The 14,362-nt window shown below is 39.0% G+C and carries 10 protein-coding genes; 3 read left to right on the forward strand and 7 right to left on the reverse strand.

Going from position 1 to position 14,362, the window contains the following annotated elements; all coding sequences use genetic code 11:
* The first annotated feature begins 93 nt into the window (after positions 1 to 93).
* The gene (locus G7B20_RS04245) at positions 94 to 513 is read left to right on the forward strand and encodes a hypothetical protein (RefSeq protein WP_164108782.1); all 420 of its coding nucleotides are present in this window, start codon (positions 94 to 96) and stop codon (positions 511 to 513) included.
* Between the two features lie 52 nt (positions 514 to 565).
* Here the strand turns inward: G7B20_RS04245 and G7B20_RS04250 are convergent, their stop codons facing one another.
* The 7 genes from G7B20_RS04250 to G7B20_RS04280 form a co-directional block, all read right to left on the reverse strand.
* Entirely contained in the window at positions 566 to 1,903 is a 1,338-nt protein-coding gene (locus tag G7B20_RS04250; RefSeq protein WP_164108783.1) for an aryl-sulfate sulfotransferase, read from the reverse strand.
* A gap of 4 nt (positions 1,904 to 1,907) precedes the next feature.
* Positions 1,908 to 3,509 (reverse strand): SusD/RagB family nutrient-binding outer membrane lipoprotein, encoded by a 1,602-nt coding sequence (locus G7B20_RS04255; protein ID WP_164108784.1) that lies wholly within the window; start codon positions 3,507 to 3,509, stop codon positions 1,908 to 1,910.
* Positions 3,510 to 3,546: 37 nt separating this feature from the next.
* Positions 3,547 to 7,008 (reverse strand): SusC/RagA family TonB-linked outer membrane protein, encoded by a 3,462-nt coding sequence (locus G7B20_RS04260; RefSeq protein ID WP_164108785.1) that lies wholly within the window; start codon positions 7,006 to 7,008, stop codon positions 3,547 to 3,549.
* A 137-nt stretch (positions 7,009 to 7,145) separates the two neighbouring features.
* Entirely contained in the window at positions 7,146 to 8,306 is a 1,161-nt protein-coding gene (locus G7B20_RS04265) for a FecR family protein (RefSeq protein ID WP_164108786.1), read from the reverse strand.
* Between the two features lie 78 nt (positions 8,307 to 8,384).
* Positions 8,385 to 8,969: an RNA polymerase sigma-70 factor gene (locus G7B20_RS04270; RefSeq protein ID WP_164108787.1), complete on the reverse strand. Its 585-nt coding sequence runs from the start codon at positions 8,967 to 8,969 to the stop codon at positions 8,385 to 8,387.
* A 156-nt stretch (positions 8,970 to 9,125) separates the two neighbouring features.
* A complete protein-coding gene (gene recN / locus G7B20_RS04275) occupies positions 9,126 to 10,787 on the reverse strand; it encodes a DNA repair protein RecN (protein WP_164108788.1) in 1,662 nt (553 codons plus the stop codon).
* A gap of 22 nt (positions 10,788 to 10,809) precedes the next feature.
* Entirely contained in the window at positions 10,810 to 11,703 is an 894-nt protein-coding gene (locus tag G7B20_RS04280; RefSeq protein WP_164108789.1) for a DUF4835 family protein, read from the reverse strand.
* 160 nt (positions 11,704 to 11,863) lie between these two features.
* On the opposite strand from G7B20_RS04280, the gene G7B20_RS04285 reads away from it, so the two are divergent.
* Together G7B20_RS04285 and G7B20_RS04290 are read left to right on the forward strand one after the other, a co-directional pair.
* A complete protein-coding gene (locus G7B20_RS04285) occupies positions 11,864 to 12,502 on the forward strand; it encodes a SprT family zinc-dependent metalloprotease (RefSeq protein ID WP_164108790.1) in 639 nt (212 codons plus the stop codon).
* An 85-nt stretch (positions 12,503 to 12,587) separates the two neighbouring features.
* Positions 12,588 to 14,324 (forward strand): M28 family metallopeptidase, encoded by a 1,737-nt coding sequence (locus G7B20_RS04290; protein WP_240452794.1) that lies wholly within the window; start codon positions 12,588 to 12,590, stop codon positions 14,322 to 14,324.
* Positions 14,325 to 14,362: the final 38 nt, after the last annotated feature.

Here is a 14,362-nt window from a genome sequence, read left to right on the forward strand (position 1 = left end):
AGTATTTTTGTTGAGGTTAAACTATTATTGACTTTGATTGTCTTATGTAAAAAACAGAACAATTAAATCATTTTTGAAACTTATCTTGAAAATATGAAACGAATATTACTCGCACTCGCTATAGCAGGCGCATCCTTAGCCACCTTAAGCTCCTGTACAAAGGAGTATATTACAAATAATTCACTCCCTGGAGTTAGTTATGTATATCCTGTAAAGTCTAACCAATGGACTAGGATAAGCGGAACAAATACGTTTGAATTCAGACAAAATATTGGAGATTTAGATGACCGTTATTTTCAAGATGGAAATGTAAGCGTAGCAATCTCTTACGACAACAATAAAACAACTTACGAAATAATACCTGCAACAATTGAAGATTTTGACTACAGTGCGAATTATTCTATTGGGGTAGTTAGGATATTCGCTGAAGATATTGGTAGCGGAAGTACAGTTTCGCCTCCAGGAGATATGTATATTAAGGTAGTTCTTACTGACAATGAGATTGGAAATTAAAAAAGGAGGCTTAAGCCTCCTTTTTTAATTTGATGGGATGATGCAAAAGAATTTACACGCCATTAAAAGCATCCAAATACTCCACACGATAAAGCATCCCATTGACTTTCTTTTTCCAAAGCAGTTTACCCGTCAAGTCCAGCTTCATAAAGGTACCTGTCGTAGAACTTGTTACTAATAAACTGTTGTCCTTCATCAAAATAACACTTCCCATTATGGGCGAGTAATAAGTAGATGGAACATTTACAACTAATTTCGTTTTGGCAACTTTTAATCTCTCATCTATCTCAAAAGCTAATATACGCGAGTAAGGTCTTTTTACATGACCATTATCAAATAGCATAATATCACCTTTATGATTTCGATGTGCGTAATGTTGAAGTACAAATTCAGATGAGCGATCCATTACTAAATCTCCATTTTCTCCCAATCGCCAAATCACCTCTCCATTTTTGGAGTGAACTTTCCATACTTGATGGAGAGCACGAATCGATATTAAGTAATTATCGTCCCGATCTATAAATACCGAATTAATCCAAGGTTGCTCTTCAAAAGAAGATGGAAAATAGGTCTTGAATTCGCTCGTGTTCCATTCCCAAATTTTGCTTCCTGAACTACTCCATTGTACTAAACCATCCCAAATCCTCCCATCCTTAAAAGTATTTGTAATTAACACATAATTACCCGCATTACTTTGTTTTAAATCATGATGAACCATTTGATCGAACCCCTTATTGCCTACCTTTCCATAAAACAAGGTATCTCCTGCTAAGCTACATTTGATAACAATATTACCATCTGCATAATTTGTCTTGTTCTCATCTTCGATCATTAGTACAGCATGATCATCAGTCATATGAACCGATTTTACAACATTTGGGCCTATGCGATACCAAACTAATTGGCCACGATGATCCAATACATAGGTGCAGCTAGGACTTGTCATATTCGAAAACAAAAAATAACCTTCCGATTGATTGACTATTCCTTCATCATTGGAATTGTAAAAGTCTTTTACCCATTGCGGAATTTTAGCCGTGGTAAAGCTTCTTAAACCAGAAACACTTTTTCCATTTATCAAAACATCAAATTCATAAACGGTATTTTCCAGTAAATGCAACAAAGGAATTCGATGTTTTAAAAGAGACTTCTCAGCGCTCACACTATTCCAATTCTCCCCACTTCCCTTTATTCGATATCGCAAAGAAACAACATCAGCTCCTGTTAACTCAATAATTATTCGTGCCGAGAGCGCAGAATTCTCATCGTTTAAGACCTTGACTTGCGCAATCAAAGTATCGTCCTGTTGGGTGCCCTTTGTGCAACTCGAAGATACGAGCGCACAAAGGGAAAACAACAGTATATATAAGTAATAATAAGATGTCTTCATTTGCCTATTTATCCCACCAAACTGGTGATAACCAATCATCTTTACCCCCCATGCGATCAAGTGCTATTTGCAACTGCTCCTTATTTTGCAATACCTGATTCATTGGATAGATAAATCTTTTTGGAATAACACCATCAGTTGAAGTAGTATAATTTGCTGGTGGCTTTGAAGGTACTACCACCGATGGATATCCTGTTCGTCTATAATTCGAATAAGCCTCAGGACCATTCAAAAAGAAGTTTACCCACATCTGTCCGTGAATAGCGTCCATCGCTCCTTCAAAACTAGTGGGGAATGGCTTATAAGCATTTTTCAATTCTTCCACATTCACAGTAGCAATGCTTGGTGCATTGGGATAAAGAGACATCATGGCACAACTCGCTTCTATTCCTCTATCAAAGAAATCAACTGGATTAGCTAATCCCCCCCAACCTCTTAGGGCAGCCTCCGCCTTTAGAAACTCAACTTCAGCATAAGTCAAGTGAAACGAAGGTGCATTCAGTGCCGAAACATAAACACTGGGTTGAACGTAAGCATGGGCGTTTGTAACGGGATATCTCACCCCATTAGCATCGGGATCTGTTGTACCTGTATTCGAATAAGACCAACTCATCGCACCTGGTCGAACACCGATAGGACGGAATATCTTGGAGATGTCAATGACTGAACTTGAAACACCGATCACCCCGTCATTTAAATAAGTACCTCCATAAATGGTCAATCGTGGATCCTTGCTATTTTTCATATAATCTACCAAGGTAGTTACTAATTTGAATCCAATAGAGTTATCCCCGCTTTTAAAAACTTGCGAAACTCCATTACCTCGCAATTCTCCATCTGCGTAATTTATGGCCATATGCTTAGTCATAGCGATATCAGCATTACTCGTCATCACGCCTGCCTTCAATGCGGCTTCAACTTGCTTTTTCGATTCAGCTGGATTTACATTGCTCACCCGCATACCTAACCGTAATCGAAGTGAATTGGTAAATCGCTTCCATTTCGCAACATCCCCATCATAGAAAATATCTCCTTTTACCTTCGCTTTTGACAAATCAAATAATGCATTGGCTTCATCTAATTCTTTGAAAAAATCCATGTAAATATCTTCCTGTTTATCGTACTTTGCCATCAATTTCCCTTCAGTATACCCTTTGATTGCTTCTGAATAAGGGATGTCTCCATACAAATCGGTCATCTTAGCATAGATAAAGACACGCATGGCTTTAGCCGCGGCGTGCATGTTAACTTGCTCCGGGTCTGATTTAGTCTTGTCGACTACATCTTGTATATTTTTTAAGTCACGGGGATAAACGGTATTCCATAAGGTCTCCCAATAGATCCTTTCAAAAATATTATATTGCCCCCCCGCTTGAATCCCCCAAGCTCCTCCTAAATGTTGAATCATAGGCGAGGTAAGCAATAAATTGGTACGCCAAGCCTCATCCCGATCTCCTGCTAATCCAGCTTGAACTTTGGTAAATTGGTATCCAGGTTCTAACGTACTAAAACCTGCAGGATTATCGTTAATAGAGATGAGATCTTTAGTACAACTGCCTAAGGCTAATGCCAAAGCTATCATCGAAAAATATGTTACTCTTTTCATTCTATTTCTTTTTATTAATTCTATCATGACACCGATCTTAAAAACTAGCCTTCAGATTAAAACCTATACTTCTGCGTCCTGGCAATGAACCATATTCTAAGCCTTGTCCATTTCCATTATTGTAATTTGACTCTGGATCAATATTAGGTACATGCTTAGACATTATCCATAAATTTCGTCCTACGATGCCCAGTGACAGATTATGAAGAGGAAAATTCTTGATCATACCTTTTGGAAGGGTGTAACTAAGACCAACATCACGTAGTTTCACATACCCTCCATCATATATAAATGGAGTAGCTGTATTATCAACTACAGAACGCCAATAGATATATGGATCTACTCCGATCGTATTAGCTTCACCTTTTTCGTTGACACCAGCACCGACAAAGCCTCTATTATTACGATTTATCTCATCAGGATCACCTCCTGCATTTTCAAAGGCTCTGCGTTCCTGATTGTATTCATTCCAACTATCACGTCCTTCTTGCGTATTCAAATGGGTACCATTTTCATGCATAGTCCGATTGGTAATGGAGTACATGCTTCCACCTTTTCTAATATCAATAACTGTACGCAATTCAAAACCCTTAAATTGAAAGGAATTCGTCATCCCACCGGTCCAATCAGGAAGCGTGGAAGCTAATGTTTGAGGATCTGTCGTGTAGATAGGGATACCTTGGTTATCGTGCACTCTTCTACCTTGTTCATCTAATACAAACGTGCGCCCTATAATTGATCCAAAAGGCTTTCCTTTTTCAGCAATAATTGTCGTTCCTGCCCAACGTGCTTCTGCAACAGTATAGGCATCCAGTCCACTTGTTATATCCAGCACGGTATTATAGTTCTTTGCAAAGTTTAAACTCAAATTCCATTTAAAGCTATTTTCTAAACTCAACACTGTTGATTTCAATAAAATTTCAACACCCGTGTTTTTTAATTTTGCTGCATTTAAGGACGCAAAACGAAAACCCGTAGTTTCATTTACCGGGAGATCTAACAGGACATCCTTTGTAATCTCGTTGTAGTAGGTGAAGTCTAAACCAATTCTATTTTGAAAGAAACTTAAGTCAGCACCTACTTCAAAGGAGTTTTTACGTTGCGGCTTTAATTTAGCATTTGGAATCACATCACCTAAAATTTCACCCATCGGCAACCCATTCATAGATTGCCCCGTCAGGCTATACATAAAACTGGTTTTGTAAGGGTCGGTGTCACTTCCTACTTGGCCGTAAGAGGTTCTTAATTTGGCATAATTTACAGCCGACGAACTGAAATTGAATGCATCTGAAAGTACTACTGATAGATCAGCAGCCGGATAGAAATAACTGTTGTTTCCTTTTGGAAGTGTAGAAGACCAATCGTTCCTACCTTGTAAGTTTAAAAACAAAAATTGATTATAGCCAAACATTACATTGCCAAACAAAGACTGAATTTCCTTTCTTGGATTAGAAGGAATGACCTGTACTTCTCTAAAATTGGTAATCAAGGGTTTACCTGGCGCATTAATCTCGGCTCCATTTGTTAAGATTTGATCTCGATTAAATTTCATAATATTTCCACCTGCCATAGCATCCACTTTAAATTTGGATGAAATATCCTTACTAAAATTTAATAAAGCCTGAAAATTATCCTCTCTAACATTTAATTGATTCATACGTAATGAACCACCTGCTCTATTGGGTGTATATAAGTCGTAGAAATTAAAAAAATCAAACTTATAGAAATCTGTTCCTGCCGATGCATTCGCCGACCAGTTCTCATTGAACTTGTACGTTAAGTTTGCTGATCCTCCTGTGCGTACCTTTTTACTATCATTCAATGTTTTATTCAGTGTCCAATATGGATTTGCTCGGTAAGGATTACCGGTGTAGTCGATGTATGAGCCATCTTCATTTTGATAATTTTGCAACCATGATTGGTCAAAATTGGCTGCTATATTGAGTAAAGCATTTCCAATATTGTTGATATCATCTGTCAATGCAGGTCTATTTTTAACTTTCTCAAACATCAAAGAACCTTTAACATCTAAGGTAAGTTGATCAAATATTTTACTACTTCCTTTAAAAGAAATATTATTACGATCAAATTTTCCAGTCGGAACAATATCTTTATTCGTCACATTCGAGTAGGATGCATATAAATTATGATCTTTATTTCCTCCTGTTAGCGATATAGTATTCATCGCTGTAACACCCGTTTGAAAAAAATCTTGAATGTTATTCTTTATATATTTATACGGTCGTACTGACCCATCTTTTTGAAAGATAGTTTCTGCATCCGTAAAACGTGGTCCCCAGCTCGAGGCTATATTATTTGAATTCGTCGCATCTCGTGGTAGTAATCCATTCGAACCTTGACCATAGATTTTTTGCTCTTCATCGAATTTGGTCGAAATAGTTTCCGTCGTTAAGGTACTGTTGAAGTCTATACCCAACCCCTTTTTATACGCACCATTTTTCGTCGTTATTAAAATCACACCATTTAATGCCCGAGAGCCATAAAGTACTGCGGCAGAAGCTCCCTTTAGTACAGAAATATTTTCAATATCGTTGGGATTAATATCGCCTAAGCCATCCCCCAAATCAAAACCACCATCTTTATCGGCCGAACCGATGTTGCCATTCACAGCAGGAACACCATCAATGACATAGAGTGGTTGATTACTTCCCTGTAGCTCACGAATGCCTCGAATCACCACACGGCTCGAACTCGACGGACCGTTTGTCGTCGTTGAAACACTGACACCGGCCACTTTACCTGCTAAAGAAGCAATAGCATTGGTCTCTCCAAAACCTGTAATATCCTTTCCGTCAATATCTGAAACAGCATAACCCAACTCCTTCTTTTGGCGCTTAATTCCGAGCGCTGTTACGACTACATCATCCAGTATTTCTGGCTTTTCGGTCAATGTGACTTGTAGTTGTGATTGCTTATTTACCGTAACTTCTTTGCTGTTGTATCCTAAAAAACTAAAAATCAAAACCGCATCTTGCGTAGGTACCTGAAGTGAAAATAAACCACCTGCTGCTGTTACTGTGCCCACGTTCGTTCCTTTTACCCGGACTCCGACACCTGACATCGGCGTCCCTTTTTCATCACGAACGACCCCAGAAACAGCATGCTGAGACTGCTTTTCAATATCGTTTATTTCACGCAGCTTGACAATCACCGTATTATCCCACAACGTATACGTGACAGGTTGATTCTTAAAACATATGTCTAAAGCTTTCTCTAAATCGACCGCTCTTAAATCCACATTTACGGGGATCGAAGTTTTCAACATATTAGCACTATATACAAAGTCATACTCACTTTGCAAGCTTATTTTTTGCAATACTTCTTCTAGTGTCTTATTCTGGGCATGCAAGGTGATTTTCTGCGCATAGGTATGCGCGCTTACATGCATAAAGGTACCTAGCAATAAGATTAGTATAAATTTCATAATGCACAGCATCTTAAGGAAGAAATAGTTCTTCCCCGTTAAATAAAATTTCATATTTTTGATTGTTTAGGGTTTAATCTTGTTAGTAAAATGTTCCACATATTTTATTCAATGATCCTAAGCTAGAATGCTTGAGCGTCGGAAGCGCTCTTGCATTTTTAAGATATCATCAAAGACTCTATAGATCCGGTCTATGGCATGACAATAATCCTCCTTCCTTCGATTTTAAAATGTATTCCCCCCGTTAATTCTAATTTTTTCAAAACTTCATTAATCGTACTTTTCCGAAGAATTCTACCTGTAAATATTTTATTATCTAAATCCCCCTTGTAGGTAATTTCTACATCGTACCAACGCGCTAATTGGAGCATAATAGCGGTAATCGGTTCATTACGAAACATAAAATAACCATCCTTCCATGCGATATCTGACTGTAGATCGATTCGTTTTGAAGATAGGTCCCCTTTAGACTTATCAAATAATCCGAGTTCGCCCGGTTTTATTTTTAATGTATGATTAATTGTATTTACTTGCACCGACCCTTCCACTAATGCTGTCCGAATTTGTTTGTCTTCTGGATAAGCTTTCAGATTAAAGTGCGTTCCTAGTACACGAACATGTATTTTATCTGCATGAACGACAAATGGTTTACTTTTATTTTCTGCGACCTCAAAATAAGCCTCGCCGACTAAGCTTACCTCACGTGTTTTACCGACAAAGTGGTTCGGAAAGGTCAAAATACTACCGGCATTTAGCCATACTGCGGTACCGTCATCTAATATGATCCGATATTGCCCCCCTCTAGGTGTGCTCAGTCGATTTTGGACGATTCTTTGACTAGAAGCTGCTATACTTACCTGCTTACTTTTCACGGTCAACACACCTTCACTTTCTATCCCAAAATTTTGATCTTGATTATTTTGAAGCACTTTCTTACCAGCCTCATCAAGAGGAATCACCGACCCATCTGCCAAGGTTAATATGGCCTTGTCCGTTCCAGGCTGGATTTGTAGGAGACTGTCCTTAGGGACCTGCTTAACTGATTCGGTTAACAAGTTGTCCCTTTCTATATAAAAAAGTGATATAGAAAATCCTATGAGTAAGATTGCCGCAGCCCAATACCAAGGATGATTTTTTTGAACAATACTTTTTTTCCGCAGAGGAAAATCTAGTGTAGCATTTAATTTGGTTAAAATGAATTGCAAGGATTCTTCTACGGTGTCTTCATCCGGCATGAATACCTCCGAATGATCAAAAGATCGATACCAGACAAGCAGACGCTCACGTTCTTCATAAGTAGCCGTACCATCAATATATTTTTCTATTAAATCAGGTAATTCAGATTCGTTCATTATTAAAATTGGCATTAATATATGAACATGTACCACAAAGGGCTAGGTAACCCTTGCACTATAAATGAACTTTTTTTCTTAAAAATCTTTTAATAGCATTTCGATAAGAACTACAGAAAGGCCTAATCCCTTTAATCCCTTTCGTACTTTTTTCAATGCCTTTGTTAAATGGCCTTCAACCGTCTTTTCAGCAATACCCAATTCTTCCGCTATCTCCGCATTTGTCATCCCTTCCCGACGACTACATACAAAAACAAGTTTACACTTCTCAGGTAACTGTTCAACAATTCCATTGATATACTCCTCTAAAAACTTTGCATCAATTTTTTCTTCTGCCAATTCGATAATTTTTGGCTGATAATGCTGTCTTGCCATTTCTTCCTGGCGTTTCTTACGATGTAATGTTTTGAAAACGGAAAATTTAACAGCAGTCGCTAAGTAAGGTCCTAAAGTATCTATCTGCACCTGATCTCTGCGCTCCCACAAAACACTAAAAACTTGCTGCACAATTTCTTCGGCCAATTCCATATCCTTAGCGTAATTATATCCTATAGCCAATAATTGCCGAGAAAAACGATGATAGATAGCAGTAAAAGCTTCTTGACTTCCCTTTTTTAAGGAACAAGCTAATTGATAATCTGAGTAGGTATGGTAACTATTCATTTCATAACATATATGAGTTAAAAAAGTTGAAATAAAAATTTCTTAGTAAACAAAATGGCTGACGTTCGATACTTTCGCCATAAATAATCTTTAAAATAAGTCTATTAGCTAACGCGTAACGCTTTCTTTCATGTTGACGAATAGTAAAAAAGCTTCTTATGCATTCAATAATTCTCGCGCATGTTGAATCGCCGAATCTCCAGGATTCGTCCCACTCAGCATTTGCGCAATCTCCACAACACGCTGATCGCTAGTCAACAACTGTATATTAGATTGTGTTTTTTCGCCATGATCCTCCTTATACACTTTAAAGTGTGCCTGCCCTTTGGAAGCAATCTGAGGTAAATGCGAAATAGCTATTACCTGCATATGAGCAGCCAGTCCAGCCATCACTTCACCGACACGTAGTGCAACTTCACCCGATATCCCCGTATCAATCTCATCAAATATAATAGACGGTAATGCGGAAGACTTAGCAACCAATGACTTAATAGCCAACATCACCCTAGACAATTCTCCTCCAGAAGCAACCTTATGAATTGGCTGCATCGATTGTCCTTTATTCGCTGAAAACAAAAATTGAATACTGTCCATACCTCTGGTACTGGCTTTATCAAAAGGAAGCAAATGCAATTCGATATTCAGCTTTGCATTAGGCATCCCCACATGACTCAAGGTTTGCTGAATCTCCGCCTCGACCCTCGTAATAATCACCTTCCGATGCTCATGGATCTCCTGGCCCAACACCAATACCTTATCCGCCTGTCTTTTTCGTTGACGGCTCAACTCTTCAATGGCTTGGTCTTGATTTAACACAAGCTGCAATTTACTTTCAAGTTGATCCTTTAGCTGTATAAGCTCTTCTTCCGAATCTACGCGATGCTTTTTCAACAAGACGAAAATAGCACTCAAACGCGTATTTACTTCATCCAGCCGCTGTTCATTCAAATGGACAGATCCCTCCTGTGCAACGAGCTCACTCGCTACATCCTTTAACTCGATAAATGCACTTTGCATACGTTCAGCCAGTGGGACCGCATCTCCAAAATATCGTCCTACATGCTGTACCTGATTTATACTTTCCTTGAGCATAGACAGCACAGTCTGCTCCCCATCTACCAGCACATAGCTGGCTGCATTCAACCCCCGTTTTATTTCCTCTGCATTGGCCAATTGTTGCTGTTCCACCTCCAGTTCTTTCACCTCACCAGCTTGCACATTTACCTTCTCCAGCTCTTCAAACAAGAACTGATTGTAATCCGATTCGGCATTGGCATTATCCAACTCTTCCTGGAGAACTTTCAGCTGCTTGTCCAAGATACGAAGCTCTTTCAACGCTTCTCTAAACAAGGTCAGTCGATCTTCGTTTCCAGCCAAGCTATCTAAAACAAAAAGTTGAAACTCTTCTGTATTCACCTGCATAGTAGCATGTTGTGAATGTATATCAATAAGCTTTTCACCAAGACCTTTTAAAGTAGTCAATGTAACTGGAGAATCATTGATAAAAGCTCTGGATTTTCCGTCTAATGCTATTTCCCTCCGAATAATGGTCTCTTCTTCATAGTCTAAATCCTCCTCCTCAAAAAAAGGCTTTAATCCATAAGCGGCTACATTAAAGTAACCTTCGATAACGCATTTCTTTTGTTCGTCAAAAAACGGCCTTCCTTCTACCCTACTGCCCAATATCAACCCCAAAGCTCCCATCAATATCGACTTTCCAGCCCCCGTTTCCCCTGTGATAATATTCAGTCCCTTGTCAAAAGATATATCTAAACTATCTATCAGCGCATAATTCTTTATTAGTAATCGTACTAGCATACAATAATATTCGATCAAAAAATCAATTCTTCAACTTCTCGTATTTAGCGGTATTAGTCGGATCTAAATCGACCAACAAATTAAACACCTTAACACTCTCATTTCCGGGCATCTTGGAAAACAAACCGACAAACTCATTTGACTTGGCCGTGAACAAAGCATTCGTCAACACATTACCGGTATTCGAACGGTCTACTTCCTTAAGATTTACCAAAAGCTCAGACATCTTCTTCTTGGCTATCTGTTCATTCTCGGTCATCTTATCCAATCCCTCTCGATGATAACTATAAAAAAACTCCCTATACGGGAAATACTTACGATCCAATAAATTATTAATCAACCAGTATCTATTATCCGTTGCATCCATAGCACGCCAGCCCTCACTTTGTGTCGACTGCGAATAGTTCACAATATTCCGGGCTTTGCCCAGTATGCTTGTCCCTCCCATCTTTTTGAAAGTATCCATATCTACGCCCACGATAATCTGCGCGTAAAATGCTAAAAGAGAAGAGAGTGCTCCCATATTTTGATTTTCATTAAACTCCAACTGATCCCCTTCCGTATAGCTGAAGTTAAAGTACTTGTCCTTGAAACTGAGAATCGGAGAATTATAGTTGGTACCGTAAATTGGTCTGGCAGAATTGATCTGAGCAGTAGCTTGGTACTGACTAGATCCATCAAATGAAGAGATAACAATATTGAAACTACAATCAATCCGTTCTTCAGGCCTAACTTTATTTTCGGTCCAGGACCTGTTATTCAAATAATCCGAAATAACTTTTTTCAAAAAATCAATCGTTCTTGAATTCGCATTCTGTACTTGTGGAGCGGACACTTCGACACGAGCTAATAGCTCCTGCCCCCAAGACAAACAGTAAACATGAACAAAAAGTAAGGTAAAAATAATCCTAGCCATAAGAATTTAAATATCTAAACCAAACTTAGATAAAATGCTTTATAATCACGAATACGAATTAGAAATAATCAGGTTAGAATTAATAAGAGGCACGCTCAAAATAAAGTAAGAAACACAAAATCTACCTTAAATATCGACGGAAAACAATATGTTTGTATTCATGGCAGACTTTAGCAAACAACTCAGTAAATATATGCCCGAAGCTGCGGCTCCAATCATATCGCAATGGATCAATGATACCTCCTGCCGATTTAAAGTAAGCCGCAGCCGTAAAACTAAACTCGGAGATTATAGAGCTCCTTTCAGAGGTAGTCCTCATCAGATTACGGTAAACCATGACCTTAACCCATACTCTTTTTTAATCACGAGTATCCATGAATTTGCTCACCTAAAGACTTATCAAGATTATAAAAGCACGGTAAAACCACATGGCGCAGAGTGGAAACAAAACTTCGTAAACCTGATACAGCCTTTTATCAAGCTTTCCATATTTCCAAGTGACATTCTAATGGCGATATCGTCGTATATGAATAATCCTGCAGCTTCATCCTGCACAGATCTAACACTCTACCGAGCCTTAAAAAAATACGACAGCAAAGTCCTTGCTGAAGATGCAACTGTAGTGGAAGATCTCCCCTTAGATGCCATATTTGTATTAGAAAACGGAAGAAAGTTTAAAAAGATGGAAAAAGTCAGAAAACGCTATAAATGTTTAGAAATCGCTACAAATAAAATATACCTGTTCCATCCAATTGCCGAAGTATTTATTAGCGAAGAAGAAACCATCATGATTTACTAAAACCAAACAGGGTGAATAAATCTGATAGCTTAATCACCTAAAAAAACAAACCGCGCTTCCGAGCTCATGAAATAATTGTATATGGATGAAAAAAAACTGTACTTTTAAGGTCAAACCGACCTGCTCTCTGGCCGGTCAAGAAGTAGTTATTAGACAGATGAAAACACAACTATTTACGATCTTATCAGCATCTATCCTATCGGTGAGCTGTATACAGAACAATAAGAATACGACGCATAGTCAAGACAGCATTGATAGTACCGCCATAGCCGCTATTAGTGCGGATAGTTATGCAAAAAATGTTGCGACTCTATCTTCGGATGAATTTGAAGGTAGAAAGCCCTTTACAAAAGGAGATACGCTTACAGTCAATTACATCGAGAGTCAGTTTAAAGATCTGGGGTTACAACCGGGAAATGGGACATCCTTTTTCCAAGAGGTGCCGATGGTCGAGATTTCTTCCAAGCCAACCACTCCCACACTAACTCTCAAAGGAGAGAAAGGATCTTTATCGGTGCAATATCTCGACGATTATGTCATCGGTACACGCCGTTTAGAAGAACAGATTAACATAGCCTCCACCGACTTGGTGTTTGCAGGCTTTGGGATTGTAGCACCAGAATACAAATGGAACGATTATGAAAACCTGGATGTAAAAGGCAAAACCGTTGTTGTATTAGCATCCGATCCTGGTCATTATGACAAAAATCTTTTTAAAGCCGACACCATGACCTACTATGGTCGCTGGACCTACAAATTTGAAGAGGCAGGAAGGCAGGGAGCCGCCGGGGTATTAATCATACACGACACCAAGGCTGCCAGCTACGGCTGGGACGTCGTACGTACAGGATGGAGCGGCCCACAAATGGATCTAGACAACAAAGAGAAGGGCGAACCTAAAGCCCAATATGAAGGCTGGATCTCCGCTAATACTGCGCAACGTCTGTTTAAATTAGCAGGGATCAGTAATGAAGTTGTTGAATCCGCTAAAAAACCAGGGTTTAAAGCGGTACCGTTAGCCATCTCGACTTCCATCCAACTTAAAAACAGCTTTAAATACGCTAAATCAAACAATGTAATTGCAAAAATAGAAGGTACCAAAAGACCTGACGAAACCATTATCTATACAGCGCATTGGGATCATTTGGGCATTGGCGAATCTGTCAACGGAGACTCCATTTATAATGGCGCAGTAGATAATGCCGCTGGTGTAGCCGCTTTATTTGAAATTGCGAAAGCTTTTCAGGCAGCGAAAGTAAAACCTGAACGTACCATCGTTTTTATGGCGGTCACCGCAGAAGAACAGGGCTTGCTAGGATCAGCTTATTACAGCAATAACCCAATATATCCAATAAACAAGACCGCAGCAAATTTAAATATGGACGCATTTAGCCCTCTAGGAGAGACTAAAGATGTATCCATCGTAGGTTTTGGCCAGTCAGAGATCGACGACTATGTAGTCCGGTCGGCACACAAATTCGGAAGGATCGTACATGGAGAGAGCAATCCGACATCTGGTGGTTTTTACCGGTCAGATCACTTCAACTTCGTAAAGAAAGGAATACCAGGCTTATTTATGGGGAGCGGAAGCGAATTGATTTCAAATGATACTGTTGCTATCGCCAACAGAAAAAAGGCCTTAACAGGAAAATACCACACACCTGCCGACCAACTGGATGAGAACTGGGACTTTGAAGGCATAATGGCTGATATTAAATTATTTTTTGATGTAGGCTACAGTCTAAGTTTGGAAAAAACATTTCCACAATTCAAAATAATGTCAGAATTTCGTGAGCTAGGTGAGAAGCGCACCGCAAAGTAGTACTTTTACGAAATCGGGACCTTGCACGGAGAAGAGAA

The organism is Sphingobacterium sp. xlx-96 (genome assembly GCF_011007365.1).
GTDB lineage: Bacteria > Bacteroidota > Bacteroidia > Sphingobacteriales > Sphingobacteriaceae > Sphingobacterium > Sphingobacterium luzhongxinii.

Excerpts from the sequence above, each read along its gene's own strand:
- G7B20_RS04245 (WP_164108782.1), top strand. The coding sequence starts at position 94 with ATGAAACGAATATTACTCGCACTCGCTATAGCAGGCGCATCCTTAGCC.
- G7B20_RS04250 (WP_164108783.1), bottom strand. The coding sequence starts at position 1,903 with ATGAAGACATCTTATTATTACTTATATATACTGTTGTTTTCCCTTTGT.
- G7B20_RS04255 (WP_164108784.1), bottom strand. The coding sequence starts at position 3,509 with ATGAAAAGAGTAACATATTTTTCGATGATAGCTTTGGCATTAGCCTTA.
- G7B20_RS04260 (WP_164108785.1), bottom strand. The coding sequence starts at position 7,008 with ATGAAATTTTATTTAACGGGGAAGAACTATTTCTTCCTTAAGATGCTG.
- G7B20_RS04265 (WP_164108786.1), bottom strand. The coding sequence starts at position 8,306 with ATGAACGAATCTGAATTACCTGATTTAATAGAAAAATATATTGATGGT.
- G7B20_RS04270 (WP_164108787.1), bottom strand. The coding sequence starts at position 8,969 with ATGAATAGTTACCATACCTACTCAGATTATCAATTAGCTTGTTCCTTA.
- recN (WP_164108788.1), bottom strand. The coding sequence starts at position 10,787 with ATGCTAGTACGATTACTAATAAAGAATTATGCGCTGATAGATAGTTTA.
- G7B20_RS04280 (WP_164108789.1), bottom strand. The coding sequence starts at position 11,703 with ATGGCTAGGATTATTTTTACCTTACTTTTTGTTCATGTTTACTGTTTG.
- G7B20_RS04285 (WP_164108790.1), top strand. The coding sequence starts at position 11,864 with ATGGCAGACTTTAGCAAACAACTCAGTAAATATATGCCCGAAGCTGCG.
- G7B20_RS04290 (WP_240452794.1), top strand. The coding sequence starts at position 12,588 with ATGAAAAAAAACTGTACTTTTAAGGTCAAACCGACCTGCTCTCTGGCC.